The sequence below is a fragment of the Pseudomonas sp. FA-1 genome (assembly GCF_056856075.1).
This window is the reverse complement of the sequence record NZ_JBWXTH010000008.1, coordinates 183,198-208,753: the sequence shown is the minus strand read 5'-3', so window position 1 is coordinate 208,753 and position 25,556 is coordinate 183,198. Positions and strand designations below refer to the sequence as shown.

At 64.4% G+C, this 25,556-nt stretch carries 23 protein-coding genes; 12 read left to right on the top strand and 11 right to left on the bottom strand.

The features are described 5' to 3' along the window. Positions 1-54: 54 nt before the first annotated feature. From AC1MHZ_RS16270 to AC1MHZ_RS16230, 9 genes are all read left to right on the top strand, one after another. Complete coding sequence (locus tag AC1MHZ_RS16270; protein WP_224457704.1) at positions 55-1,737, top strand: flavin monoamine oxidase family protein; 1,683 nt, start codon at positions 55-57, stop codon at positions 1,735-1,737. A gap of 15 nt (positions 1,738-1,752) precedes the next feature. Next, entirely contained in the window at positions 1,753-2,547 is a 795-nt protein-coding gene (locus AC1MHZ_RS16265; RefSeq protein WP_482966615.1) for a carbon-nitrogen hydrolase family protein, read from the top strand. 123 nt (positions 2,548-2,670) lie between these two features. Further along, positions 2,671-4,980, top strand: coding sequence for a pyrroloquinoline quinone biosynthesis protein PqqF (pqqF, locus tag AC1MHZ_RS16260; RefSeq protein ID WP_482966614.1), 2,310 nt, complete (start codon positions 2,671-2,673; stop codon positions 4,978-4,980). Positions 4,981-5,148: 168 nt separating this feature from the next. Next, a complete protein-coding gene (pqqA, locus tag AC1MHZ_RS16255; protein ID WP_003243383.1) occupies positions 5,149-5,220 on the top strand; it encodes a pyrroloquinoline quinone precursor peptide PqqA in 72 nt (23 codons plus the stop codon). Positions 5,221-5,296: 76 nt separating this feature from the next. Further along, the gene (gene pqqB, locus AC1MHZ_RS16250; RefSeq protein ID WP_084856225.1) at positions 5,297-6,208 is read left to right on the top strand and encodes a pyrroloquinoline quinone biosynthesis protein PqqB; all 912 of its coding nucleotides are present in this window, start codon (positions 5,297-5,299) and stop codon (positions 6,206-6,208) included. Between the two features lie 144 nt (positions 6,209-6,352). Further along, positions 6,353-7,108 (top strand): pyrroloquinoline-quinone synthase PqqC, encoded by a 756-nt coding sequence (gene pqqC / locus AC1MHZ_RS16245; protein WP_084856227.1) that lies wholly within the window; start codon positions 6,353-6,355, stop codon positions 7,106-7,108. Then, positions 7,105-7,380, top strand: coding sequence for a pyrroloquinoline quinone biosynthesis peptide chaperone PqqD (pqqD, locus tag AC1MHZ_RS16240; RefSeq protein ID WP_084856229.1), 276 nt, complete (start codon positions 7,105-7,107; stop codon positions 7,378-7,380). The genes pqqC and pqqD overlap by 4 nt, the downstream gene beginning before the upstream one ends. Further along, positions 7,352-8,512 (top strand): pyrroloquinoline quinone biosynthesis protein PqqE, encoded by a 1,161-nt coding sequence (gene pqqE, locus AC1MHZ_RS16235; protein WP_416768070.1) that lies wholly within the window; start codon positions 7,352-7,354, stop codon positions 8,510-8,512. The genes pqqD and pqqE overlap by 29 nt, the downstream gene beginning before the upstream one ends. After that, entirely contained in the window at positions 8,478-10,310 is a 1,833-nt protein-coding gene (locus AC1MHZ_RS16230) for an alpha/beta hydrolase family protein (protein WP_482966613.1), read from the top strand. Before pqqE ends, AC1MHZ_RS16230 begins: the two co-directional genes overlap by 35 nt. A gap of 32 nt (positions 10,311-10,342) precedes the next feature. Here AC1MHZ_RS16230 and AC1MHZ_RS16225 read toward each other — a convergent pair whose 3' ends face one another. Next, positions 10,343-10,501, bottom strand: a complete 159-nt coding sequence (locus tag AC1MHZ_RS16225; RefSeq protein ID WP_009681539.1) for a YqaE/Pmp3 family membrane protein — start codon at positions 10,499-10,501, stop codon at positions 10,343-10,345. Positions 10,502-10,692: 191 nt separating this feature from the next. Beyond that, entirely contained in the window at positions 10,693-11,970 is a 1,278-nt protein-coding gene (locus AC1MHZ_RS16220) for an aspartate aminotransferase family protein (protein WP_324812419.1), read from the bottom strand. 201 nt (positions 11,971-12,171) lie between these two features. Here AC1MHZ_RS16220 and AC1MHZ_RS16215 point away from each other — a divergent pair, with 201 nt between their 5' ends. Beyond that, entirely contained in the window at positions 12,172-13,095 is a 924-nt protein-coding gene (locus tag AC1MHZ_RS16215) for a LysR family transcriptional regulator (RefSeq protein ID WP_084856238.1), read from the top strand. Between the two features lie 316 nt (positions 13,096-13,411). Here the strand turns inward: AC1MHZ_RS16215 and AC1MHZ_RS16210 are convergent, their stop codons facing one another. The 9 genes from AC1MHZ_RS16210 to bioB all read right to left on the bottom strand — a co-directional run bounded on the left by AC1MHZ_RS16210 (position 13,412) and on the right by bioB (position 23,779). Beyond that, positions 13,412-15,190, bottom strand: a complete 1,779-nt coding sequence (locus AC1MHZ_RS16210; protein WP_416768073.1) for an acyl-CoA dehydrogenase C-terminal domain-containing protein — start codon at positions 15,188-15,190, stop codon at positions 13,412-13,414. Between the two features lie 122 nt (positions 15,191-15,312). After that, on the bottom strand, positions 15,313-16,596 hold the full coding sequence (locus AC1MHZ_RS16205; RefSeq protein WP_084856243.1) for a GGDEF domain-containing protein: 1,284 nt from the start codon (positions 16,594-16,596) through the stop codon (positions 15,313-15,315). A gap of 207 nt (positions 16,597-16,803) precedes the next feature. Then, complete coding sequence (locus AC1MHZ_RS16200) at positions 16,804-18,609, bottom strand: phenylacyl-CoA dehydrogenase (RefSeq protein WP_084856245.1); 1,806 nt, start codon at positions 18,607-18,609, stop codon at positions 16,804-16,806. Positions 18,610-18,852: 243 nt separating this feature from the next. Further along, a complete protein-coding gene (locus tag AC1MHZ_RS16195) occupies positions 18,853-19,149 on the bottom strand; it encodes a pyrroloquinoline quinone biosynthesis protein PqqE (RefSeq protein ID WP_482966612.1) in 297 nt (98 codons plus the stop codon). Positions 19,150-19,322: 173 nt separating this feature from the next. Continuing rightward, positions 19,323-20,003, bottom strand: coding sequence for a dethiobiotin synthase (bioD, locus tag AC1MHZ_RS16190; protein ID WP_324812426.1), 681 nt, complete (start codon positions 20,001-20,003; stop codon positions 19,323-19,325). A gap of 1 nt (position 20,004) precedes the next feature. Further along, positions 20,005-20,829: a malonyl-ACP O-methyltransferase BioC gene (bioC, locus tag AC1MHZ_RS16185; RefSeq protein ID WP_368829616.1), complete on the bottom strand. Its 825-nt coding sequence runs from the start codon at positions 20,827-20,829 to the stop codon at positions 20,005-20,007. Next, entirely contained in the window at positions 20,822-21,553 is a 732-nt protein-coding gene (locus AC1MHZ_RS16180; protein WP_084856252.1) for an alpha/beta fold hydrolase, read from the bottom strand. The genes bioC and AC1MHZ_RS16180 overlap by 8 nt, the downstream gene beginning before the upstream one ends. Further along, positions 21,546-22,718, bottom strand: a complete 1,173-nt coding sequence (gene bioF / locus AC1MHZ_RS16175; protein WP_416768075.1) for an 8-amino-7-oxononanoate synthase — start codon at positions 22,716-22,718, stop codon at positions 21,546-21,548. The genes AC1MHZ_RS16180 and bioF overlap by 8 nt, the downstream gene beginning before the upstream one ends. Before the next feature lie 2 nt (positions 22,719-22,720). Then, the gene (gene bioB / locus AC1MHZ_RS16170) at positions 22,721-23,779 is read right to left on the bottom strand and encodes a biotin synthase BioB (protein ID WP_224457690.1); all 1,059 of its coding nucleotides are present in this window, start codon (positions 23,777-23,779) and stop codon (positions 22,721-22,723) included. A gap of 89 nt (positions 23,780-23,868) precedes the next feature. On the opposite strand from bioB, the gene AC1MHZ_RS16165 reads away from it, so the two are divergent. Next, entirely contained in the window at positions 23,869-24,606 is a 738-nt protein-coding gene (locus AC1MHZ_RS16165) for a ComF family protein (RefSeq protein ID WP_084856258.1), read from the top strand. A gap of 108 nt (positions 24,607-24,714) precedes the next feature. Then, complete coding sequence (locus AC1MHZ_RS16160; RefSeq protein WP_482966611.1) at positions 24,715-25,479, top strand: TOBE domain-containing protein; 765 nt, start codon at positions 24,715-24,717, stop codon at positions 25,477-25,479. Positions 25,480-25,556: the final 77 nt, after the last annotated feature.

Below are 25,556 nucleotides of genomic sequence, written 5' to 3'. Positions count from 1 at the left end.
GCAATTTCCTATACTCAGGCTCCGCCCCTGCGCAGCCCCTGGCAAGGTCATCACATGAATAAGAAAAACCGCCACCCCGCCGACGGCAAGAAACCCATCACCATCTTCGGCCCGGACTTCCCCTTCGCTTTCGACGACTGGCTGGAGCACCCCGCGGGCCTGGGCAGCATCCCGGCAGAGCGCCACGGTGAGGAGGTCGCGATTGTCGGTGGCGGCATCGCGGGCCTGGTGGCGGCCTATGAGCTGATGAAGCTGGGCCTCAAGCCCGTGGTGTACGAGGCGTCCAAGCTGGGCGGGCGCCTGCGCTCGCAGGCTTTCAATGGCACCGACGGCATCGTCGCCGAGCTGGGCGGCATGCGCTTCCCGGTCTCGTCCACGGCCTTCTACCACTATGTCGACAAGCTGGGCCTTGAGACCAAGCCATTCCCCAACCCGCTGACCCCAGCCTCGGGCAGCACCGTGATCGACCTGGAAGGCCAGACCTATTACGCCGAGAAGATCTCCGACCTGCCGGCGCTGTTCCAGGAGGTGGCCGACGCCTGGGCCGATGCCTTGGAAAGCGGCGCCCAGTTCGGCGATATCCAGCAGGCCATCCGCGACCGCGACGTGCCGCGCCTCAAGGAGCTGTGGAACACCCTGGTACCGCTGTGGGACGACCGCACCTTCTATGACTTCGTCGCCACGTCGCGCTCGTTCGCCAAGCTGAGCTTCCAGCACCGCGAAGTGTTCGGCCAGGTCGGCTTCGGTACCGGTGGCTGGGATTCGGACTTCCCCAACTCGATGCTGGAAATCTTCCGCGTGGTGATGACCAACTGCGACGACCATCAGCATCTGGTGGTCGGCGGCGTGGAGCAGGTGCCGCAGGGTATCTGGCGCCACGTGCCGGAGCGCTGCGCCCATTGGCCGGCCGGCACCAGCCTCAGCTCGCTGCACGGCGGTGCACCGCGCGCCGGGGTCAAGCGCATCCACCGCGCCAGCGACGGTAGCCTGGCGGTCACCGACAACTGGGGTGACACCCGCCACTACGCGGCCGTGCTCGCCACCTGCCAGACCTGGCTGCTGACCACCCAGATCGACTGCGAGGAGTCGCTGTTCTCGCAAAAAATGTGGATGGCCCTGGACCGCACCCGCTACATGCAATCGTCCAAGACTTTCGTCATGGTCGACCGACCGTTCTGGAAGGACAAGGACCCGGAGACCGGCCGCGACCTGATGAGCATGACGCTCACCGACCGCCTGACCCGAGGCACCTACCTGTTCGACAACGGCGACGACAAGCCTGGGGTCATCTGCCTGTCCTACGCGTGGATGAGCGACGCCCTGAAAATGCTGCCGCACCCGACCGAGAAACGCGTGCAGCTGGCCCTAGATGCCCTGAAGAAGATCTACCCGAAGACCGATATCGCCGGCCACATCATCGGTGACCCGATCACCATCTCCTGGGAAGCTGACCCGTACTTCCTCGGCGCCTTCAAGGGCGCGCTGCCGGGGCACTACCGCTATAACCAGCGCATGTATGCGCACTTCATGCAGCAGGACATGCCGGCCGAGCAGCGCGGTATCTTCATCGCCGGCGATGATGTGTCGTGGACACCGGCCTGGGTGGAAGGGGCGGTACAAACGTCGCTCAACGCCGTGTGGGGTATCATGAACCACTTCGGTGGCAAGACCCACCCGGAGAACCCAGGCCCAGGCGACGTCTTCCACGAGATCGGGCCGATCGCCCTGCCCGACTGAAGACAAGGAGGCACCATGCGCATCGCTCTCTACCAGGGCGCGCCCCGGCCACTGGACGTGGCCGGCAACCTTGAGCGCCTGCACCAGCAGGCGCAGCTGGCGGCCGCTCGCGGCGCCCGGTTGCTGGTATGCCCGGAGATGTTCCTGAGCGGCTATAACATTGGCCTGCAAGCCGTGCAACGCCTGGCCGAGGCCAATGACGGCGCGTCGGCCATGGCAGTGGTGGAAATCGCCCAGGCCCACCGCATCGCCATCGTCTACGGCTACCCCGAACAGGCCGAGGACGGCGCGATCTACAACAGCGTGCAATTGATCGATGCCCAGGGGCGCAGCCTGTGCAACTACCGCAAGACCCACCTGTTCGGTGAGCTGGACCGCGCCATGTTCAGCCCCGGCCCCGATCACTTCCCGGTGGTCGAGCTGGGCGGCTGGAAGCTCGGTTTGCTGATCTGCTACGACATCGAGTTCCCGGAGAATGCGCGTCGCCTGGCCTTGGCCGGCGCCGAACTGATCCTGGTGCCGACTGCGAATATGGAGCCTTACGACTTCATCTGCCAGGTTACCGTGCGCGCGCGAGCCCAGGAGAACCAGTGCTACCTGGTATACGCCAACTACTGTGGGGCGGAAGGCGAGATCCGGTATTGCGGGCAGAGCAGTATCGTTGGGCCGGATGGGGACGTGTTGGCAATCGCTGAGCGAGAGGAGCGCGTGCTGCTGGCGGAGCTGGATCGAGAACGGGTAGTGCGCGGGCGGGAGGCGTTTCCCTACCTGACGGATTTGCGGCAGGAGCTGCATCTACGCAAAGGCTGAGATCGGTCGAGGCCGCTGCGCGGCCCAATCGCGGGGCAAGCCCGCTCCTACAAGAATGGTGCGCAATCCCTGTGGGTGCGGGCTTGCCCCGCGATTGGGCGACAAATGCGTTAGCATTACCCCATGCCCGACGCCACCCGCCACCTCACCCTCAACAACGGCTTGCAGCTCACCCTGCGCCATGCCCCGCGGCTCAAACACGCTGCGGCGGCGCTGCGGGTACACGCCGGCAGCCATGACGCCCCAGCCAGGTGGCCTGGCCTGGCGCATTTCCTGGAGCACCTGTTCTTTCTCGGCAACGCCCGCTTTCCCTTGGAAGACGGCCTGATGCGCTACGTCCAGGGTTTGGGCGGCCAGGTCAACGCCAGCACCCGCGAGCGCACCACCGACTTCTTCTTCGAAGTCCCGCCCACCGCCCTGGCAGGCGGGCTGGAGCGTCTTTGCCAGATGCTCGCCGAGCCCGACCTGGGTATCGAACGCCAGCATCGTGAGCGGGAAGTGATCCACGCGGAGTTCATCGCCTGGTCGCGCAGCCCCGAGGCCCAGCGGCAATTCGCCTTGCTCCAGCGCGTATCCGCCCGCCATCCGTTGAGCGGTTTCCAGGCGGGCAACCGGCATACCCTGCCCATTCACGACCCAGCGTTCCAGCAGGGGCTCGGACAGTTCCACCAGACGTACTACCAAGGTGGCCACATCACCCTGAGCCTGTGCGGCCCTCAGCCACTGGATGCTCTGCAGGCGCTGGGCTTGCGCTTCGCCTCGCTGTTCCCAAGCGGCAAGCGTGCTGCACGAATACCTGTGCCCCCCCTTCTCTGCGAGCCGATGGCCCCTCCGGTCGTACGAGATGGCACACTGGACCTGGTGTTCGCCCACGAGCAGTTGCCACCGCAGGCAGAACAGGCCTTCGAGCTCTTGCGCGCTTGCCTCAGTGACAATCGCCCCGGCAGCTGGTTGGGCTACGCGCGCGAACAAGGCTGGCTGCAGGGTTCGAAGGCCGAGCTTCTGTACTCACACGCAGGTCAATTGCTCTGGGCGCTGCACCTGCAGTCAAGCGAAAATGCCCCACCCGAGCAGGTCCAAGCATCGTTGCACGGCTGGCTGGGCTTCCTGCGCAAAGCGCATCCACAGGGTTTGAACGAGCTGTTCGCCCGCCTGCAATACAACCGCGAACAAGCGGCCAGCGCCCTGGAACTGGCTCGCCGGGACAGCATGAGGCTGCCTTTCCAGGGGCTGGATGAGCAAGGTCTTCGGGCATTCAGCGCACTGTTGCTGACCCTGCCCGGTAGCGAACATGGTCGATGGCAACTCCCTCCAGCCGAGCCATTGCTCCAGCCCGGCTTCAACCCGCATGACAGAGCGCCATTGCCCAAGGGGCTGGCCATCAGCACCAGCCTGCCCCCATCACGCCGTTTCGCCGCGCTCTACCTGCGCTGGCAGGTCTCGTCGGATGCACGCTCACGTTTGCAGCCGGTGTTCGTGCATGCACTGCAGCCCTTGGTCGAGCGCGCCGAGCGTGCTTCGGTGAAATTGGCATTCATCGCCATTGGCGATTGCTGGCAGCTGACTTGCGCAGGTCTACCGGAAGCCGTCGTGCATACGATGAAGGAAGCCCTGCCACTGCTAAGGGCCGCCGCGACGGCTCCCCGTGCACGGCCCTGCGCGCCGGAGTCCAAGCTGATTCCGCTGCGCATGCTGCTCAAGGCCTTGCCCGATGCCGTCCGGGGCATGACCCAGCCCGCCCCTGCAGCAGCGCAGCAATGGCCGGGCGAGCTATGGCAGGCCGCTCGCTGGCACGGGTTACTGGTGGGCTTCGACAAGGCCGCACAATCGGCCCTGGGAACGACCTTGAAAACACTGCCAGGCCTGCCGACCGGCCTTGCATCACCCGAACCCTTCAAGGGCCGCGAGTGGCAGCAGGTAGAGACCCAGAGCAACGAACAGGCCCTGTTGCTGTTCTGCCCGCTGCCTGCATCATTGCAAGCTGCAGGCCGCCTGCTCGCCCATTTGCTGCAGGGGCCTTTCTACCAGCGCCTGCGCGTCGAGCTGCAATTGGGCTACGCCGTGTTCAGCGCCTTTCGTCAGGTCGAAGGGGTCGGTGGCCTGCTCTTCGGCGTGCAGTCGCCCAACACCAGTCTCCGGCAGATCCTTGGCCATGTACTAAAGCTGCTGGCAGAAGACCTGCCGTTGGCCTCCGAAGCCCGCCAGGCGCTGGCCGCGCAATTCGAGGAAAGCGCCATGGCCAATGCCGAGGTCGCCGACTGGGCGTGGCAGACATACCTGGCGACACAAACTGACGACCTCGACCTCATGCAGCGGTCTATCCTGAATACAACGCAAGAACAACTCGATGATCTCAGGCAAGCGCTGCTGGCAGCCGATCATGGCTGGCTGTGCCTGGCCAATGGTCCGGCACCCGATGGGCATGGGCAGTGAAATCCGCAGGATTGTTACGGAGACTGCAATGGCACTTTTCGAATAATTAACCTTTCGGTACAAATTTTTCTTGTAAGATAGCGCAATCTCAGCCAATGGAACCTCCTTCTTCAGGCGGCGCCAAACAAGTAGCTGACCACCCCAACCCCATCCGGAAGGAGAACGCCCATGTGGACCAAACCTGCATACACTGACCTGCGTATCGGCTTCGAAGTGACCATGTACTTCGCCAACCGCTGATTACCGCAGCGCTTCGACGCCTCGGTCCGCCGGGGCGTTTTCGTTTTCTGCATACGGCTTTGCACAGAGAGGGGCCATGTACATCCAGATCCTCGGTTCCGCCGCTGGCGGCGGTTTTCCCCAGTGGAACTGCAACTGCGTCAACTGCAAGGGCTACCGCGACGGCACCCTGCGCGCCACAGCGCGTACCCAGTCGTCCATTGCCCTCTCCGATGACGGTGAGCACTGGGTCCTGTGCAACGCCTCGCCGGACATCCGCGCGCAGTTGCAGGGCTTCGCGCCCATGCAGCCAGCCCGTGCCCTGCGCGATACCGGCATCGACGCGATCGTCCTGCTCGACAGCCAGATCGATCACACCACCGGCCTGCTCAGCCTGCGTGAAGGCTGCCCGCACCAGGTCTGGTGCACCGACATGGTCCACCAAGACCTGACCACCGGTTTCCCGCTGTTCAATATGCTCAGCCACTGGAACGGTGGCCTGGTGTGGAACCGCATCGAGCTGCAAGGCAGCTTCGTCATCCCAGCCTGCCCGAACCTCAGGTTCACCCCCTTCCCCCTGCGCAGCGCCGCACCACCCTATTCACCGCACCGCTTCGACCCGCACCCCGGTGACAACCTTGGCCTGCTGGTGGAGGACCTGCGTACCGGCGGCAAGCTGTTCTACGCCCCAGGCCTTGGCCAGGTGGACGACAAGCTGCTGCAGATGATGCAAGACGCCGACTGCCTGCTGGTCGACGGCACGCTGTGGGAGGATGACGAAATGCAGCGTCGGGGCGTAGGCACCCGTACCGGCCGCGAGATGGGCCACCTGGCGCAGAATGGCCCAGGCGGTATGCTCGAGGTGCTGGAGGGCTTCCCTCGCCAGCGCAAGGTGCTCATCCACATCAACAACACCAACCCGATCCTCGACGAAGCGTCCCCCGAACGGGCCGAAGTGCAACGCCGGGGCGTCGAAGTTGCCTACGACGGTATGAGTATCGAGTTGTAAGGGGGCTGCTCGCCCCTTGTAGGAGCGGCCTTGTGCCGCGACAGGGCCGCCCCGGCAGAACGCCGGAACATGGCAAGGGCTTCGCCCTTGATCGCGGGGCAAGCCCGCTCCTACAAAGACCTCGCCATAACAGGAGTCCGCCGAATGAGCGACGCACTGCCGATGTCCCCTGCCGAGTTCGAGCAGGCCCTGCGCGCCAAGGGCGCCTATTACCATATCCACCACCCGTACCACGTAGCGATGTACGAAGGCCGCGCCACCCGCGAGCAGATCCAGGGTTGGGTGGCCAATCGCTTCTACTACCAGGTCAACATCCCGATGAAGGATGCGGCGATCCTGGCCAACTGCCCGGACCGCGAAGTGCGTCGCGAGTGGATTCAGCGCCTGCTCGACCACGACGGCGCCCCGGGCGAAGATGGCGGCATCGAGGCCTGGCTACGCCTGGGCCAGGCCGTGGGCCTGGATCCGGAGCAGTTGCGCTCCCAGGAACTGGTACTGCCAGGCGTACGCTTTGCCGTGGACGCCTACGTCAACTTCGCCCGCCGCGCCAGCTGGCAGGAAGCCGCCAGCAGCTCGCTGACCGAGCTGTTCGCCCCACAGATCCACCAGTCGCGCCTGGACAGCTGGCCCCAGCACTACCCCTGGATCGACCCGGCCGGCTATGAATACTTCCGCACCCGCCTGGGCCAGGCCCGGCGTGATGTCGAACACGGCCTGGCGATCACCTTGCAGCACTACACCACCCGCCAGGGCCAGGAGCGTATGCTGGAGATCCTGCAGTTCAAGCTGGATATCCTGTGGACCATGCTCGATGCCATGAGCATGGCCTATGAATTGAACCGCCCGCCCTACCACACCGTTACCAACGAGCGGGCCTGGCACAAGGGGATCGCCCTATGAGTTTCGACCGTCGACAGGTGCCGAACTGGCGCCCGGGCTATCGTTTCCAGTATGAGCCGGCGCAGAAGGGCCATGTACTGCTCTACCCCGAGGGCATGATCAAGCTCAATGAAAGCGCGGGCCTGATCGGTGCGTTGATCGATGGGCAGCGTGACGTGGCAGCGATCATCGCCGAACTGGAGCGCCAGTTCCCCGGTATCCCGGAAGTGGCCGACGATATCGAGCAGTTCATGGAGGTGGCCCGTGCCGAACACTGGATCGTCCTCGCCTGACGTGCCGGCCAAGCCCGAGGTTGGCTTGCCGCTGTGGTTGCTGGCCGAGCTGACCTATCGCTGCCCGCTGCAGTGCCCATATTGTTCCAACCCGCTGGACTTCGCCGCCCAGGGCCAGGAGCTTTCCACCGAGCAGTGGTTCAGCGTGATGGCCCAGGCCCGCGAGCTGGGCGCGGCCCAGCTGGGCTTTTCGGGCGGTGAGCCGCTGGTGCGCCAGGACCTGGTCGAGCTGATCGGCGAGGCGCGGCGCCTTGGCTACTACACCAACCTGATCACCTCGGGCATCGGCCTGACCGAGCAGAAGATTGCCGCATTCAAGCAGGCTGGCCTGGACCATATCCAGATCAGCTTCCAGGCCAGCGACGAGCAGGTGAACAACCTGCTGGCCGGCTCGAAGAAAGCCTTCGCCCAGAAGCTTGAGATGGCCCGGGCGGTAAAGGCCCACGGCTACCCGATGGTGCTGAACTTCGTCACCCATCGGCACAACATCGACAGGATCGACCGCATCATCGAGCTGTGCATCGCCCTGGAAGCCGATTTCGTCGAGCTTGCCACCTGCCAGTTCTATGGCTGGGCGCACCTCAATCGCCTGGGGTTGCTGCCTACCCGCGCACAGTTGGAACGGGCCGAGCGCATCACCAACGAATACCGCGAGAAGCTCAAGGCGGCCGGCAACCCCTGTAAGCTGATCTTCGTCACACCGGATTACTACGAGGAGCGCCCCAAGGCCTGCATGAACGGCTGGGGCAGCCTGTTCCTCACCATCACCCCCGACGGTACCGCCCTGCCCTGCCATGGCGCACGCCAGTTGCCGGTGCAGTTTCCCAATGTACGGGAGCATGACCTGCGGCATATCTGGTACGACTCCTTCGGCTTCAACCGCTTCCGCGGCTACGACTGGATGCCCGAGCCATGCCGCTCGTGCGACGAAAAGGAAAAGGACTTCGGCGGCTGCCGCTGCCAGGCATTCATGCTCACCGGCGATGCCAGCAATGCCGACCCGGTGTGCGCCAAGTCGGCCGACCACGGCCTCATCCTCAAGGCCCGTGAAGAAGCCGAGACCGCCCAGCAGACCATCGAAGAGATGACCTTCCGCAATGAGCGCAACTCCCATGTCATTGCCCGAGGCTGATTTCAGTGCTGCCCAGGCCGTGGCTGCCGGCACCGACTTCGCCGAACTCAAGGTCGGCGCCGCCGGCCTGTTCTGGAACGAGTTCCGCCCCGCCGATGGTGCCTGCCGCCTCTGGCACTGGCGTAACGAACAGGCCCATTGCCTGACGCCCGACGGTTTCAGTGCGCGCAGCCGGGTCTATGAATATGGCGGTGGCAGCTTCTGCCTTGGCGGCGACGGGCTGGTGTTCGTCAATGAAAGCGACCAGCAGCTGTATACCCAAGCCCTCGGCGGCTCGGCGCCACGTCCGCTGACCCAAGCTACGCAATGCCGCTATGGCGATGTGCTGTGGCATGAGGGTTGGGTATTCGCGGTGGAGGAGGCCCATGCCAGCCAGGTGCAACACCGGCTGGTCGCGATCAGCGCCGAGGCCCGGAAGGTATTGGCCGAAGGCGCGGATTTCTATGCCTCGCCTACGCTCAGTGACGATGGCCGGCGCCTGGCCTGGGTCGAATGGGATCGCCCCGAGCAGCCTTGGACCGCTACCCGTCTGATGTGCCGGGAGCGCGACCGCCAAGGTGGCTGGGGCCCAGCCCGTTGTGTCGCAGGCGATGCTGGCCAGCAGGCGTCTTTGCAGCAGCCGCGCTTCGATACCCAGGGCCGGCTGTACTGCCTGTCCGACCGCAACGGCTATTGGCAACCCTGGGGTGAGGTCGACGGTGCCTGGCAGCCCTTGCCGGCTATCGCTGCGGATCATGCCGCCGCGCCTTGGCAGCTGGGCGCAAGCACCTGGCTGGCGCTCGGGCCAGACGCGTACCTTGCCAGTTGGTTCGAGGACGGTTTCGGACTGCTGGGGTTGCGCAGCGGGGGCCAGCCGGCCCAGCGCTTGGGCAGCGACTACACGCGTTTTCGCAGCCTGGCCCTGGATGAGCGGCACGTCTATGCCATCGCCGCCTCGCCACTGAATCCACCGGCGGTCATCGCCTTCGACCGGCAGACCGGGCATGCCCGGGTATTGGCTGGCGGTGGCCTGCCGCTCCCCGCCGCCCGGGTCAGCCGCCCGCGCCCGATTCGCTACCCCAGCGGCGATGGCGAGGCCCATGGTTTCTACTACCCGGCCAGAGGCCAGGAAGGGCCATCTCCGCTGGTGGTGTTCATCCACGGCGGCCCGACCTCGGCCTGCTACCCCGTCTTCGACCCACGCATCCAGTACTGGACCCAGCGTGGCTTCGCCGTGGCCGACCTCAACTACCGCGGCAGCAGCGGCTATGGCCGTGCCTACCGCCACGCCTTGCACCTGCGCTGGGGCGAACTCGACGTGCAGGACGCCTGCGCCGCGGTCGATCACCTGGCCGGGCTGGGCCTGGTCGACCCGCACAAGGCGTTCATCCGCGGTGGCAGTGCCGGCGGCTATACCACCTTGTGCGCCCTGGCCTTTCATGACGTGTTCCGCGCTGGCGCCAGCCTCTACGGCGTCAGCGACCCGGTCGCCCTGGGGCGCGCCACGCACAAGTTCGAAGGCGACTACTTGGACTGGCTGATCGGCGACCCTGAACGTGACATCGAGCGCTACCGGCAACGCACACCCTTGCTGCATGCCGGGCGGATCAAGGCGCCGGTGATCTTCTTCCAGGGCGAGCTGGATGCCGTGGTGGTGCCAGAGCAGACCCGCGCCATGCTCGACGCGCTCAAGGCCAACGGCGTCGAGGCCGAGGGGCATTTCTATGCCGGTGAGCGGCATGGGTTTCGCCAGGCAAGGCACCTGGCCCATGCACTGGAAGAAGAATGGAAGTTCTATTGCCGGGTATTAGGCAGGTAGCGTCCTGGGGCCGCATGGCGGCCCCAGCGATATCACCGCTTGGCGATGATATAGACCGCATGCACGATGCCTGGAATGTAACCGAGCAACGTCAGCAGGATGTTCAGCCAGAACGCACCGCCGAAGCCCACCTGAAGGAACACGCCCAGTGGCGGAAGAATGATGGCGATGATGATGCGAATGAAGTCCATGCAATGCTCTCCTTGTTAGGTTTAACAAGAGACTAGCTGCATTCCTCCAAGGTTCCTCCATGGACAGCGGCGGACTGCGTTGTGCCCATCCACCGGGCAAAAAAAACGCCCCGGGCCAAAAACTGCAGGCCAAGGGCGATGCGCAGGAACGCGAGACGGTTCGTTGAAATTCGTTACGTCGCGGCGGCCATTCAGGCCGATACCTCGCGGCGGCTGTGTTGCTGGACATGCAGGCGGGCGAAGGCCCGGGCCAGGCGCAGGAGCATCTCGTCGATATTGCCCTTGCTCACGGTCAGTGCCGGAGAGAATCGCACCACGTCCACCTGCGGCGCGTTGAGCAGCAAACCCTCATGCAGCGCGGCCTCGACCAGTTCCCTGGCCAGTTCGTCGCGCAGCTGCAAGGCCCAGAGCAGCCCTTGGCCACGCACCTCGCCCTGGCCGTACCGACCGGCCAGCCGGCTGAGCCCTTCTCGCAGGTGGCGGCCACTATCCTGCACGTGCTCGAAGAAACCAGGCTCCAGCACGGTCTTGAGTACTGCCAGGCCTGCGGCGCTCATCAAGGCGTTGCCATGATGGCTGCCCTCCAGCTCGCCAGGCTCGGCGCAACACGCTGTGCCACGGGCCAGCAGGGCCGCCAGCGGCACGCCGCCCCCCAAGCCTTTACCCAGGGTGATGATGTCGGCGCGTACGCCGTACGTCTGTTCGGCGAGCAAGGCACCACAACGACCGATGCCAGTCTGGACCTCGTCGAGGATCAACAGGATCCCCAGCTCGCGGCACAGCTGCTCGACACCCTTGAGGTACTCGACCGTGGCAGGGATCACACCGGCCTCGCCCTGAATCGGCTCGAGCATGATCGCCACGGTGCGCGAGTCCACGGCTGCATGCAGGGCCGCCAGGTCATTGAATGGGACCTTGCTAAAGCCCGGCAGGCCGGGCTCGCAGCGATTGCATGGCAGCGGGTCGGAGGCCGACAGGGCGCCCAGGCTACGCCCGTGGCACGCCTGGCTGGCGGTGATGATGTGATAGGCGCCATTGCGATGCAGTTGGCCCCACTTGCGCGCCAGCTTGATTGCGCCCTCGCAGGCCTCGGCACCACTGTTGAGCAAGTAGGCCTGGTCGCTGCCCGTGCTCTGGCACAGCTGGTCGACGAGCGTCAGCAGGCCGCGACTATGAAAACCCGCCCCGGGGTTGACCAGCGCCTGCGCTTGGTTGGCCAGGGCCTTGACCAGCACGCTGGGGCTGTGGCCCAGGCTGTTGACCGCGCAACCCTGGGTGAAATCCAGATAGGCGTGCCCCTGGTCATCCCACAACCAGGAGCCCTGCCCACGTACGAACACCTGCAGTGCCCGCTCTGCGCTTGGCATCAGCCGCTCGCGAGACAGGGGCGCTGCCAGCGGCTCGCTCACGAGCGCGCGCTTGGGCTCGGCGACCACAGGGGTCGATCGGCGCAGGTTGAACAGGTTCATCGGGGCTCCAGCCATGCACGGTAGAAGGCAGCCAAGGCTTATGAGGAAGATTTATTTTGCCTGGCCTATCAAAAGTCTTTTTCCGAACGGGTAACAATAGCTGCAAAGGTTGCTGTGAACCGCCGGAATACAGCGATAGACTAGGCTTGTCGCGGGTTCGCGGCCATTTGGTTTTTCCAGCTTTTTCGATAAGTAGAACTTATGGATTTTCGTCAGTTGCGTTATTTCGTCGCGGTGTATGAAGAAGGCCATGTGGGCCGGGCCGCCGAACGCCTGTCGCTGTCTCAACCCGCACTCTCCCAGCAGATCCGCCACCTCGAGCACAGCCTCGACCTGAACCTGTTCGAGCGCAGCAACAAGCGCCTGTTGCCCACCCTGGCCGCCCACACCCTGTACAACCATGCCTTGCCGTTGCTCGATGGCCTGCAGCGCGCCCACGAGGCCATGCGCAACTTCAAGGGCCAAGCCCTGCGTACCCTGGCCATCGGCGTCATGCGCACCCTGCGGCCCAGCCTGGTGCCGCAATTGCTCGAACGTGTGCGCAAAGCTCAGCCGCACCTGGTGGTGCAGATCTATGAACTCTCGGGGATGGAAATCGAGCGGCGCCTACTCAACGGCAGCCTGGACATCGGTATCAGCTACCTGCCACCCCGCCAACCTGGCTTGCATGGCCTGTTGCTGTATGAAGACGAACTCCAGTTGGTCATCCCCAATACCCACCCCCTGAAGGATTTCAAGAAGGTCTCGGTACGCCAGGCTGCGGAATTGCCCATGCTGATGCTCGGCGAGGAGTTCCAGATGCGCCAGATCTGGCAGACCCAGTTGGCCAACCTGGGGCGCAGGCCGCAAGTGGAGGCAGAGATGAACAACATGGCAGGGATTCTCGACAGCCTGGCGCACACCGCGTTGGCGACCATCTTGCCTGGGCGGGCCAAGGATGTAGGAGAAGACGACCAGACATTGCTGTGGAAGCCCTTGAGCGAACCGCGGGTACCACTGAAGGTAGGCTTGGTATTTCGCGATGCCCAACGCCAGCAGGCCTCGGTGGAGTTGCTGCGCACATTGCTGGAAGAGGAGGCCGACGTACGTCAGCCCGGCATGTCGCCCCTGGACGTGCTTGGCTGAAAAAACGCACACAAAGAAAACCCCGCCTAAGCGGGGTTTCCCAGACTGTTTCCCTTCGACATCCCTATCGCCCCACCGTCCTGGCAGGAATCCTACGTGTCCCTGTTCTGTCCTTTGCGCTTCCTGCGCTACGTCCTTGTGAGAAAGATTAACCGTGGATCCAATCTTAGGAAAGAGGAAAAACACCGTCACGTCGTGTAGGAGATAGCTTACAAAATCACACATGAATGTAACTTCTTGTTAAAAGCCATCCACAAAAAAGCCCGCTCCTACTTCACCGCCAGGGCTCTGTAGGAGCGGGCTTACACCAACCAGGTCAGAACTGCGCGGCGTCGAGCAGGTAGAGCGTTTCGCTGCCCGCCTTGACCGAGGCCACCAGCGAGCCCACACGCGGCAACAGACGAGCGAAATAGAAGCGTGCGGTACCCAGCTTGGCGGCATAGAAGGCCTCGTCGCCCTTACCTGCCAGCGCAGCGCGAGCCATCAGCGCCCACATGTACGCGTAGGCGACGTAACCGAAGGCATGCAGGTATTCCACCGATGCCGCCCCGATTTCGTTGGGGTTGCCCTTGGCCCGCGCCAACACCCATTCGGTGAGCCCGTCGAGTTGCTCGAGCGATGTGGCGAGCGGGGTGGTGAACTCGCCCAGCTCGGAGCCGGCGCTGGCGATGAACAGGCGGATCTCGTCGGAGAACAGGCGGTAGAACTCACCGCCATTGCCCACCACCTTGCGCCCCATCAAGTCCAGGGCCTGGATGCCATTGGTGCCTTCGTAGATCTGAGTGATACGCACATCACGCACCAACTGCTCCTGACCCCACTCGCGGATGTAGCCATGGCCGCCGAATACCTGCTGACCGTGCACCGCACACTCGAGGCCCAGATCAGTGAGGAAGGCCTTGGCCACTGGCGTCAGCAATGCCACCAAGTCCTCGCTGCGCTTACGGGTCGTGGCGTCTTCGCTGTATTTGGCGCTGTCCAGCTGCATGGCAACGTAGGTGGAGAACGCGCGGCCACCTTCGATCAACGCCTTCATGGTCAGCAACATACGGCGGACATCGGGGTGAACGATGATCGGGTCGGCCGCTTTGTCCTTGGCCTGGGGCCCGGTTGGCGCACGACTCTGCAAGCGCTCGCGGGCGTATTCGACAGCGTTCTGGTAGGAGCGCTCGGCCGACGCCAGGCCCTGGATACCGACACCCAGGCGTTCGTAGTTCATCATGGTGAACATCGCCGCCAGGCCCTTGTTCGCCTCGCCCACCAAGTAGCCGGTGGCGCCGTCGAAGTTCATGACGCAAGTCGCCGAGGCCTGGATGCCCATCTTGTGTTCGATCGACCCGCAATTGGCCGGGTTACGTGCGCCCAGGCTGCCATCGTCGTTGACCAGGAACTTCGGCACCAGGAACAGCGAGATCCCCTTCGGGCCGGCCGGTGCGTCCGGCAACTTGGCCAGCACCAGGTGGATGATGTTCTCGGTCAGGTCGTGCTCGCCGCCGGTGATGAAGATCTTGGTACCGCTGACCTTGTAGCTGCCGTCTGCCTGGGGCTCGGCCTTGGTGCGGATGATACCCAGGTCGGTGCCGGCATGGGGCTCGGTCAGGCACATGGAGCCTGCCCACACACCTGCATACATGTTGGGCAGGTATTTTTCCTTCAGCGCTTCGCTGGCATGGGCGTTGATCGACAGGCACGCCCCGGCGGTCAGCATCGGGTACAGGCCGAAGGCCAGGCTAGAAGCGTTGACCATCTCCTCGACCTGAGCGGAAATCGCCTTGGGCATGCCCATGCCGCCGAACAGCGGGTCGCCCCCGACGCCCACCCAGCCACCTTCGGCATAGGTGTTGTAGGCCTCGATGAAGCCTGCCGGCGTGCGTACGGCGCCGTTCTCCCAATGGCACCCCTCTTCATCGCCACTGCGGCTCAGCGGGGCGATGGTCTTGCTGGTGACCTTGCCCGCTTCCTCCAGCACGGCCATGGCGGTCTCTTCATCGACAGCCTCGGCCAGGGCAGGCAATTGCTGCCAGAGCTTGGCCACCTCGAAGACTTCATTCAGAACGAAACGCATATCGCGCAGGGGCGCTTTATAGTCAGCCATGACAACCTCTCGCTATAAGGGTCGGGGCGATCCGGCAGGACCGCGGCACTAGGTGAAACGAGTGTACCCGAACAACGTTTGCGAGACATAGGGTCATCACGCGACCAAATAATCATACATAGTCACGCCATGCGTACTGCACCACGCCTGGAATGCTCGCCAAACACCATGACACAGTTGCGACCCGCGCCCTTGGCGCTGTAGAGCGCCTGGTCGGCGGACTTGAGCACGTCGTCCGGCGTGCGATGGGCAGCCTGGCGCTCGGCGACGCCGATACTGATGGTCACCGATACCGCATTGCCCGGCGCCCCAGCGCGGCGCTGCCTCCCTGCCGAGTCGTCCTGTGGGCGGTTGTTCCGGTCGCGCAGCTGGATCGCATAGTTGGCGATCATTTCGCGCACGGCCTCCAGGTGCGGCGTACATTCCTCGGCAGTCTTGCCGGCAAACACCAGGGCGAACTCCTCGCCGCCGTAGCGGTAGGCACGCCCTCCTCCGGTCACCCGGCCCAACCGGCTGGCGACCAGGCGAAGCACTTGGTCACCGACATCATGCCCATGGGTGTCGTTGAATTTCTTGAAGTGGTCCACGTCGGTCATGGCGATCACATAGTTGCGCCCCAGCCGCTGCAAGCGCTCGTTCAGTGCCCGCCGGCCCGGCAGGCCGGTCAGTTCGTCGCGAAACGCCATCTGGTAGGCCTCGTGGGACACCGCTGCGGCGATCATCAGCATCACCTGGCTGCACATGATGTTGAGGGTGAACGGCAGGATGAAGGTCTTGGGCAGCATCCAGAAGATGCCCAGCAGGCCGATGACCTGCGCCGCATGCAACGGCCTTGGCTGGCGCAGGTACTGCACCACGAGGAGGATGAACATGCCCAGGAACACGGGATATGCCAGTTGGACAAGGCTCATCCATTGTCCATGCAGCGAAGGCCAGCGAATCTCCGCCAACCACCCCAGCAAGGCGTCCGGGTAGCGCTGCTCCAGGGCCAACGCCACGCTGCCCACCGCGAACAGCACCGCGAAACGCGCCAGCAGGTCCTGGGCCAGGTGAGTGCGCTCCTGCCAGGCCCCGTACAGCCCGAACAACGCCGGTAACAGCAGACAGACCATGTGGAACACCACTGCCGCGTCCTCACGCACCTTACCGTTGTCGCGGTAGAAATCGGTCTGGGTATCGAGCAGGAAATAGGCGATATACACCGTGACCATCAGGAACAGCTCGCGCTGCCTTCGATACACCGCGCAATAGGCTCCACCCAGCAGCAGCACGAGGGTGGGCAGTACGTTGAACAAGGAAGTGAAGAACACATTGAGGTCCTTCACATAGGCCGCCGCCAACCCTCCCAGCAACAGGAACAGCGAGGGCAGGAAGTGGCTCGCGCGTACAGCGGATAGACGAAACAAAAGGCAATCTCCGACCCGGCAGATCAATAATGGCATTGTGCCTTTAGTTCATCGGCAGCGCACATGAATAGATGAATATGCGCATCGGGCAAGCGCCCGCGCGGGTGGCGCGCGATCTTCGCCCCCCCTAAGCCCCACTCCATCAAACGCAGCCAAAAAAAACCGCCTGCCGGTCAGGGCAGACGGTTTCTGGTACAGCCGGGCGGTTTAGCAGGACAGACCGAAGTCTTCTTCCTTCATCGCCATCAGGTTGTCGGCACCGGACAAGATCGCGGCCACATGGGCACGGGTGCGCGGCAGGATGCGCTGGAAGTAGAAGCGCGCGGTCTGCAGCTTGGCGGTGTAGAACGCGACTTCGTCGGTACCGGCGGCCAGTTTTTCCGCAGCCAGGCGGGCGATATCGGCCCAGAAGTAGGCCAGACAGGCGTAGCCGGAGTACATCAGGTAATCCACCGAAGCAGCACCGACTTCCTCACGGTCCTTCATCGCCGCCATGCCGATCTTCATGGTCAGCTCGCCCCATTCCTTGTTCAGCGCCGCCAACGGCGTGACGAACTCCTGGACGGCTTCGTTGCCTTCCTGGGCCTGGCAGAACTTGTGGACGATCTTGGTGAAGCCCTTGAGCGCCTCGCCTTGGGTCATCAGCACCTTGCGGCCAAGCAGGTCCAGGGCCTGGATACCAGTGGTGCCTTCGTACAGCATGGAAATGCGGCTGTCGCGCACGTTCTGCTCCATGCCCCACTCGGCGATGAAGCCGTGGCCGCCATAGATCTGCACGCCGTGGTTGGCCGCTTCGAAACCGACTTCAGTCATGAACGCCTTGGCGATCGGGGTGAGGAAGGCCAGCAGGGCGTCGGCCTTCTTGCGCGCTTCTTCATCCTGGCTGTACTTGACGATGTCCACCTGCTTGGCGGTGAAGTACACCATCGCGCGGTTACCCTCTGCGAAGGCTTTCATCGTGAGCAGCATGCGGCGCACGTCCGGGTGGACGATGATCGGGTCGGCGGCCTTGTCTGGCGCCTTCGGGCCAGTCAGGGAGCGCATCTGCAGGCGTTCACGGGCGTACTTCAGGCCACCCTGGAAAGCCACTTCGGCGTGAGCCAGGCCTTGCAGCGCGGTACCCAGGCGAGCGGTGTTCATGAAGGTGAACATGCAGTTCAGGCCCTTGTTGGCCGGGCCGATCAGATAGCCGGTGGCACCGTCAAAGTTCATCACGCAGGTGGCGTTGCCGTGGATGCCCATCTTGTGTTCGATGGAACCGCAGCTCACGCCGTTGCGCTCACCTACACCGCCTTCGGCGTTGGGCAGGAACTTCGGCACGATGAACAGCGAGATGCCCTTGGTGCCCGCCGGGGCGTCGGGCAGGCGGGCCAGGACGATATGGACGATGTTCTCGGCCATGTCGTGTTCGCCCGCAGAAATGAAGATCTTGGTGCCAGACACCTTGTAGCTGCCATCGGCCTGGGGCTCGGCCTTGGTGCGCAGCATGCCCAGGTCGGTACCGCAATGCGGTTCGGTCAGGCACATGGTGCCGGTCCATTCGCCGGATACCAGCTTGGTCAGGTAGGTGTGCTGCTGCTCGGGCGTGCCGTGGGCGGAGATGGTGTTCATCGCGCCATGGGACAGGCCTGGGTACATGCCCCACGACCAGTTCGACTCGCCGACCATTTCGCTCAGGGCCAGGCCCAGCGACTCCGGCAGGCCCTGGCCGCCGTGCTCGACGTCATGGGCCAGGCTCGGCCAGCCACCTTCGACGAATTGCTTGTAGGCTTCCTTGAAGCCGGTCGGGGTCTTAACGCCCGACTCGCTCCAGGTGCAGCCTTCCTGGTCGCCGACGCGGTTCAGCGGGGCCAGTACCTGTTCACAGAACTTCGCGCCTTCATCGAGGATCGCATCGACCATGTCGGGCGTGGCGTCCTGGCAACCCGGCAGGCTCTGATAGTGCGCCTCGTAGCCGAGCAGTTCGTCGCGAACGAAGCGAATATCACGCAAGGGGGCTTTGTAATCAGGCATAGCGATGAACCTCTGTGATGAGTCCGGTGGAAAGACCGCGGGCACCGACCAGCTCTTGGCGGCTTTGCGTCAAACAGTTGTTTGAAACTTACGTTTAGCACAGGCCAATGTCAAGGACGGACTATGGTGCCATTTGTGCCGCGAAACATGGCATAAATGCCACCATCCCGCGCACCCAATGACCGCGCGGGTCCCTGCAGGTGCGACGGTGCGGCGGACCTACAGGGAAACGCGCCCCGTTAATCAGGCGTAGGTATCGATGAATCGCCCGAGCATTTCGTCCGAAGCCTTGGCGATCTTGGCGCCAAGCTCGACGTGATGCTTGCCCAGGGCCGACTCGACGCTGCTGGTGGCCAGATCTATCTGCTGGCTGCGGTCGACGGCGCGCAAGCGCTCGGCCTGATAGTCGCTGGACTGGCTGGTGGCGGCACGCTCGACGGCGCCGTTGGCGATTTGACTGGCAGCCTGGTCGACACGGTGCTGCCCGGCCTGGAGGGCGCCAAGGCCTGCGTAATAGGCAGTGCTACCGGTGATTTCCATGTCAGGGCTCCAAAGAATCGGATGAAGAGCAGGCCTCATTAAAGCAGCCATTGGCGGAAAAGGCCCGTTTAAATCCCTAATAGCCTTATGCCATGCAATAGCGTGTGGCCATGGAGCTATATGTCCGACCGCAGGACAAGTCCGCTCCTACAGAGGTGCGTGAACGTGTGGCGCTAGTCCAGCAAATCCAGTTGCAAGTGCTCCGCCACCGCCTCGGCCGTCGCTTGCTTGAGCCGCGGTACCCTGCCCAGGCAGGGCGCCGGCAGGCGCTCGGCCAGGCTGGCGAGGTTTTCCTCCAGCCGTGAGGTCCGCGGGTCGACGATATTGGCCACCCACCCGGCCAGCTGCAGGCCATCCCGGGCGATCGCCTCGGCACTGAGCAGGGCATGGTTGATGCAGCCCAGGCGCACGCCCACCACCAGGATCACCGGCAGCTTCAAGGCAATGGCCAGGTCCGACAGGTTGGCATGACCAGACAACGGCACCCGCCAGCCCCCGGCCCCCTCGACCAAGGTGAAGTCGGCGCCTTGGTCCAGTACATGGCGCATGGCGGCCAGCAACGTCGAAACCTCCAGGCTTACGCCTGCCTCGCGGGCCGCCACATGGGGAGCGATGGCCGGCTCGAAGGCGAAAGGGTTGACCTGCTCGTAAGGCAGCTTCACAGAGCTCTGGTCGATCAGCGCCAGGGCATCGGCATTGCGCAGCCCTTTGGCCGTCACCGTACACCCCGAGGCGACTGGCTTGGCACCCAAGGTGCTCAGCCCCTGGGACAGTGCTGCATGCAGCAACCCGGCGGCGATGGTGGTTTTGCCGACGTCGGTGTCGGTACCGGCAATGAAATAGGCCTGGCCCATGTCACACCTCGCCTGCGAGCGGTTTGCGCAACACCCCATACACCACCTGATAGGTGGCTGGCAGGCCCTGCGGCTGGCGGAAGCTTTCATAGGCCTGCAACAAACCTTGCATGCGCGCCCGTCCGGTCAGCCCGGATGGCCGCCCCGGGTTGAGGTTGTGCGCGCCCAGGGCCTTGAGCTCATGGGTCAGGCTGCGTACATCGGGGTAATACAGCACATGGGGGCGCCGCTGCAGGCCAAGCACCTGCAAGCCGCTCTCGCCGCACAGTCGCTGGTAGTCTTCGAAGCGCCGGAAGCGGTTGACATGCACCAGCCCGTCCACGGCCTGCCAACTGGCGCGCAGCTCGTCGAGCGTGCCAACACACAGGCTGCTGAATGCCAGCACACCGCCTGGCCGTAGCACACGCCAGGCCTCGCCCAGCACGCTGGCGAACTGGCTGCACCACTGCACCGCGAGGCTGGAGAACACCAGGTCGACACTTTCATCGCGCAGCGGCAACCGTTCAGCATCGCCGGCCACATGATGCTGGGCGCCACCCTGCTCACGGGCGTGGCGCAACATGCCTTCGGCGATGTCCACCGCCACGCCGGCGCTCCCCTGGAAACGCTTGGCCAATGCTCGGCTGAAATGCCCTGTGCCGCTACCCAGGTCAAGCCAGCACGCAGGTTGCAGGCCTGCCGGCAACTGCTCGAGCAGGGACATACCTACCGCACGCTGCAAGGCCGCCACGCTGTCATAGCTGGCCGCTGCGCGGGAGAACGAGGCCGCGACCTGGCGCTTGTCCGGCAACGTGCCGGGCAGGGTCGGACGGGAAAGGTCAGTCATCGCCACTCTCATGCAGGAAACTCTTGATGCCCGCCGCCAGTTCCTGTGGGTATTCCAGCAGGAAGGCGTGGGAACTGTCTTCGACCAGGCCGACTTCCACGTCCGGCAACAGTTCGCTAAGGGCCTTGGCCGCTTCTGCCGGTACCAGCGCGTCGCTGCCGGCGAACAAATGCAGCTGAGGCCCGCCGTATTGCTCCAGGGCATTGCGGGTATCGAGCTTGGCCAGGACTTCGAGGCCTGTGGCCAGGTACAACGGGTCGGTGTCGGGCACGCCTATGCCCAATTGCCGCAACAAGGTGCGCGGCATCTGCGCGCCTTCGCTGCACAGGGTGCGAAAACGCTTGAGGGTCACCTGGGGGTGGCTGCGACAACCATCGAGGAAGGTGCCGAAGGTGTCCACCGCCATGCCATGGGCCCAATCCGGACGCTGGACGAAACTGGGGTTGCTGGCCAGTGTCAGCAGGCCGCAGCAATGGTCGCCGCGTTTGTGCGCCAGCGCGCTGGCGAGCATGCCGCCGAACGACCAGCCACCCAACCAGCTGTCGGTGGGCAGCGTGCGGTCGAGGCGCTCGACCCAGGCCTGGACATCGCCATCGGCGAGCTCCGGCAATGGCCGCAGTTCGACCTGCAAGCGCGGGTCCTGCGCGCGCAGGCTCGCGGCCAACGGTTCCAGCGAAGCAGTGCCCAGGCCCCAGCCCGGCAGAAGGATCAATCGGTTACGCATCGGCGGACTCCAGCAAGGGGTAACACTCGGCCAATGCATTCAACAATAGCTGGACCTGGGCCTCGCTGTGCGCTGCGCTGAGGGTCACGCGCAAACGGGCGCTGCCGGCAGGTACGGTCGGCGGGCGGATGGCGGTGACCAGCAGGCCCCGCTCGCGCAGCATGCGTGACAACTGCAGGGCGCGCGCGCTGTCACCGATCAGGATCGGCTGAATCGCGGTCGGGCTGTCCATCAGGTCCAGGCCAATCTGTTCAGCGCCCCGGCGGAACTGGCGGATCAGCGCCTCGAGGTGCTCGCGACGCCAGCGCTCGCGGCGCAGCAGCTCCAGGCTCTTGAGCGTGGCGCAGGCCAGCGCCGGCGGCTGGCTGGTGGTATAGATGTAGGGCCGGGCGAACTGCACCAACGCCTCGATCAGTTCTTCGCTGCCGGCCACGAAGGCACCTGCGGTGCCGCAGGCCTTGCCAAGGGTGCCGATCAATACCGGTACGTCTTCCACGCCCAGGCCGAAGTGCTCGACGATACCGCCGCCATTGGCACCGAGCGTGCCCAGGCCATGGGCATCATCGACCATCAGCCAGGCATCGCGCGCGCGCGCGGCTCGTGCCAACGCCGGCAGGTCGGCCAGGTCGCCATCCATGCTGAACACGCCATCGGTAACCACCAGGGTATTGCCGGTGGCCTTGGCCAGGCGGCTGGCCAGGCTGGCCGCGTCGTTGTGCAGGTAGCGACTGAAGCGCGCACCGCTGAGCAGGCCACCATCGAGCAGCGAGGCATGGTTGAGACGGTCCTGCAGCACGGTATCGCCCTGCCCGACCAACGCTGTGATGGCGCCGAGGTTGGCCATGTAGCCCGTGGAGAACAGCAGCGCACGCGGGCGCCCGGTCAATTCGGCGAGGGCTTCTTCCACCTCATGGTGCGGGGTGCTGTGGCCGATCACCAAATGGGAGGCGCCGCCACCGACGCCCCAGCGTTCGGCGCCAGCGCGCCAGGCCGCGACCACCTCGGGGTGGTTGGCCAGCCCCAGGTAGTCGTTGCTGCAGAAGGCCAGCAGCGCCTGGCCGTCGACCACCACCTCCGGCCCCTGGGGGGTTTCCAGTAGCGGCCGCCGCCGATACAGGTCCGCAGCGCGCCGTTCGGCCAGGCGGGCCGCCAGGTCGAAGGCCATGGTCAGGCCGAAGCTGCGTCGTAGAACAGCTCGCTGCTGCGCTGCTCGACCAACGCCTGTTCGATGGCCGCCTGGTGCACTTCGTCGGCGTGCTCTTCACGGGCTTCTGGCTGGATACCAAGGCGGGCGAACAGCTGCATGTCCTTGTCGGCCTGAGGGTTGGCCGTGGTCAGCAGTTTCTCGCCGTAGAAGATCGAGTTGGCACCGGCCATGAAGGCCAGGGCCTGCATCTGTTCGTTCATCTGCTCGCGGCCGGCGGAGAGGCGCACATGGGACTTGGGCATCAGGATGCGTGCCACCGCCAGCATGCGGATGAAATCGAACGGGTCGACATCCTCCTCGTCGGCCAACGGCGTACCGGCGACCTTGACCAGCATGTTGATCGGCACCGACTCCGGATGCTCCGGCAGGTTGGCCAACTGGATCAACAGGCCTGCGCGGTCATCGAGCGACTCGCCCATGCCGAGGATGCCGCCGGAGCAGATCTTCATCCCGGCGTCGCGCACGTAGGCCAGGGTCTGCAGGCGTTCGCCGTAGGTGCGGGTGGTGATGATGCTGCCGTAGAACTCCGGCGAGGTATCAAGGTTGTGGTTGTAGTAGTCCAAACCGGCCTCTGCCAGGGCCTTGGTCTGCTCCTGGTCGAGCTTGCCGAGGGTCATGCAGGTTTCCAGGCCCATGGCCTTGACCCCTTTGACCATCTCCAGTACGTAGGGCATGTCCTTGGCCGACGGGTGTTTCCAGGCAGCGCCCATGCAGAAGCGGGTAGAGCCGATGGCCTTGGCGCGGGCGGCTTCTTCCAGGACCTTCTGCACTTCCATCAGCTTCTGCTTTTCCAGCCCGGTGTTGTAGTGGCCGGACTGCGGACAATATTTGCAATCTTCCGGGCAGGCGCCAGTCTTGATCGACAGCAAGGTGGAAACCTGCACGCGGTTAGGGTCGAAATGCGCGCGGTGCACCGTCTGCGCCTGGAAAAGCAGGTCGTTGAACGGCTGTTGGAACAGAGCCTTGACCTCGGCGAGGGTCCAGTCGTGACGTGTTGTTGCAGTTGTGCTGGCGCTCATCGGCGTTTCCTTGTTTAGGCTTTGACTGGCGCCGGGACAGGAAAGCCCGCCAGCGCATCACGGATACGCCGCATACTCAGGGAAGGACCATGGACTGTCAACCACCCATAAAGCGCATGGTTTACAAGTGCTCAAATATTGATCACACCTGTTTGCTCTGCGATGAAACCAGCGCACAGCCTTACCCATTGTGCATGCACTGCGAACAGGCCCTGCCCTGGCTGGACGAGCACTGCACCCGTTGCGCCCTGCCCTTGCCGATGAGCGGCTTGACCTGCGCCCAGTGCAGTCGCGTGTCGCCAGCCTTCGAGCAAGTCGTGGCACCGTGGCACTTCGGCTTTCCGGTCGATGCATTGGTCAGCCGCTTCAAGCACCGCAGCCAGTGGCCGCTGGGCCGGCTGATGGCCTTGCTGCTGGGGCAGGCCCTGCTGCATCGCTACGGGGAGGGCATGGCAAAACCTGACCAGTTGTTGCCCGTGCCCCTGACACGGCGTCGACTGCGCCAGCGGGGCTTCAACCAGGCGGCGATGCTTGCCCGATGGCTGTCCAGGCAGTTGGCGGTCCCGTGCAATGAAACGCTGCTGCAGCGCACCCGCGATACACCGGCCCAGCAAACCCTCGGTGCCCGGGCACGAAAGCGTAACCTGCGAATGGCCTTCGGCCTGGCGCCCGGGGCGCGGCTCGATGGGCTGCACCTGGCCATTGTCGATGACGTGCTGACCACCGGTGCAACCGCCCAGGCCATCGCGATATTGCTGCGCAAGGCCGGGGCGCGGCGGGTCGATGTGTATTGCCTGGCGCGTACGCCCAAGCCGGGGCAGGGTTGAGTGTCGCGCAGCCTTGGGGGCTGGCCTACCGTACCTGTTGCATAACCTTGACTTGCCTGCAGGCGAGCGGCACCGTCACTGCATCCTCACCACGACCGATACGCCACCATGTCCCTACCCGCCCTGCTCACCCAGCACATCGCCCGTCGCCCGCAGCGCATCGCCTTGCTGCAGCACGTCGCCGAACAGGGCTCGATCACACGCGCCGCGAAGGCTGCCGGCATCAGCTACAAGGCCGCCTGGGATGCCATCGACGAGCTCAACAACCTGGCCAGCCGCCCCTTGGTGGAGCGCAGCACCGGAGGGCGGGGCGGCGGCGGGGCGCGGTTGTCCGCCGAGGGCGAACGGGTCCTGCGTCTGTACCAACGGTTGCAGGCGCTGCAAGCACAGGTCTTCGAGGCGGCGGAAGAAAGCAGCGACCTCGACCTGCTCGGCCGCTTGATGCTGCGTACCAGTGCGCGTAACCAGCTGCATGGACAGGTCAGCGGGCTGCGCCGTGAAGGGCGGCATGACCGTGTCAGCCTGGACCTGGGCGGCAGCCTGGAAATCGAAGCGTTGATCACCCGCGACAGCACCGAGCGTCTGGAGCTGGCGCTGGGCACGCCTGTGGTGGCCTTGCTGAAGGCAGGCTGGGTGCAGGTGCTCGGCGAGGCTGACTCGGCCGCCGAGGGCAGCAACTGCCTGCAGGCCACGGTCGAGGACATGCTGGCCGATGACAACGGGCCCAGCGAGGTGCGATTGGTCCTGGGCAATGGGCAGACGCTCTGTGCGTTCGCCGAGACGCGCTGGCTGGAGCAGACCAAGGTCATCCCAGGCAGCCGGGTGCAGGCGCAGTTCCACCCGTCTTACGTGCTGCTGGGCGTGCCGCTGTAGCCCGACCATTTGCCGCGCACCCGCGAAGAGGCCTGCGCGAAGGCTCCCCAGCCCATTCCAAACCTGCGTTACCATGG

Excerpts from the sequence above, each read along its gene's own strand:
- AC1MHZ_RS16270 (WP_224457704.1), top strand. The coding sequence starts at position 55 with ATGAATAAGAAAAACCGCCACCCCGCCGACGGCAAGAAACCCATCACC.
- AC1MHZ_RS16265 (WP_482966615.1), top strand. The coding sequence starts at position 1,753 with ATGCGCATCGCTCTCTACCAGGGCGCGCCCCGGCCACTGGACGTGGCC.
- pqqF (WP_482966614.1), top strand. The coding sequence starts at position 2,671 with ATGCCCGACGCCACCCGCCACCTCACCCTCAACAACGGCTTGCAGCTC.
- pqqB (WP_084856225.1), top strand. The coding sequence starts at position 5,297 with ATGTACATCCAGATCCTCGGTTCCGCCGCTGGCGGCGGTTTTCCCCAG.
- pqqC (WP_084856227.1), top strand. The coding sequence starts at position 6,353 with ATGAGCGACGCACTGCCGATGTCCCCTGCCGAGTTCGAGCAGGCCCTG.
- pqqD (WP_084856229.1), top strand. The coding sequence starts at position 7,105 with ATGAGTTTCGACCGTCGACAGGTGCCGAACTGGCGCCCGGGCTATCGT.
- AC1MHZ_RS16230 (WP_482966613.1), top strand. The coding sequence starts at position 8,478 with ATGAGCGCAACTCCCATGTCATTGCCCGAGGCTGATTTCAGTGCTGCC.
- AC1MHZ_RS16225 (WP_009681539.1), bottom strand. The coding sequence starts at position 10,501 with ATGGACTTCATTCGCATCATCATCGCCATCATTCTTCCGCCACTGGGC.
- AC1MHZ_RS16220 (WP_324812419.1), bottom strand. The coding sequence starts at position 11,970 with ATGAACCTGTTCAACCTGCGCCGATCGACCCCTGTGGTCGCCGAGCCC.
- AC1MHZ_RS16215 (WP_084856238.1), top strand. The coding sequence starts at position 12,172 with ATGGATTTTCGTCAGTTGCGTTATTTCGTCGCGGTGTATGAAGAAGGC.
- AC1MHZ_RS16210 (WP_416768073.1), bottom strand. The coding sequence starts at position 15,190 with ATGGCTGACTATAAAGCGCCCCTGCGCGATATGCGTTTCGTTCTGAAT.
- AC1MHZ_RS16200 (WP_084856245.1), bottom strand. The coding sequence starts at position 18,609 with ATGCCTGATTACAAAGCCCCCTTGCGTGATATTCGCTTCGTTCGCGAC.
- AC1MHZ_RS16195 (WP_482966612.1), bottom strand. The coding sequence starts at position 19,149 with ATGGAAATCACCGGTAGCACTGCCTATTACGCAGGCCTTGGCGCCCTC.
- bioD (WP_324812426.1), bottom strand. The coding sequence starts at position 20,003 with ATGGGCCAGGCCTATTTCATTGCCGGTACCGACACCGACGTCGGCAAA.
- bioC (WP_368829616.1), bottom strand. The coding sequence starts at position 20,829 with ATGACTGACCTTTCCCGTCCGACCCTGCCCGGCACGTTGCCGGACAAG.
- AC1MHZ_RS16180 (WP_084856252.1), bottom strand. The coding sequence starts at position 21,553 with ATGCGTAACCGATTGATCCTTCTGCCGGGCTGGGGCCTGGGCACTGCT.
- bioF (WP_416768075.1), bottom strand. The coding sequence starts at position 22,718 with ATGGCCTTCGACCTGGCGGCCCGCCTGGCCGAACGGCGCGCTGCGGAC.
- bioB (WP_224457690.1), bottom strand. The coding sequence starts at position 23,779 with ATGAGCGCCAGCACAACTGCAACAACACGTCACGACTGGACCCTCGCC.
- AC1MHZ_RS16165 (WP_084856258.1), top strand. The coding sequence starts at position 23,869 with ATGGACTGTCAACCACCCATAAAGCGCATGGTTTACAAGTGCTCAAAT.
- AC1MHZ_RS16160 (WP_482966611.1), top strand. The coding sequence starts at position 24,715 with ATGTCCCTACCCGCCCTGCTCACCCAGCACATCGCCCGTCGCCCGCAG.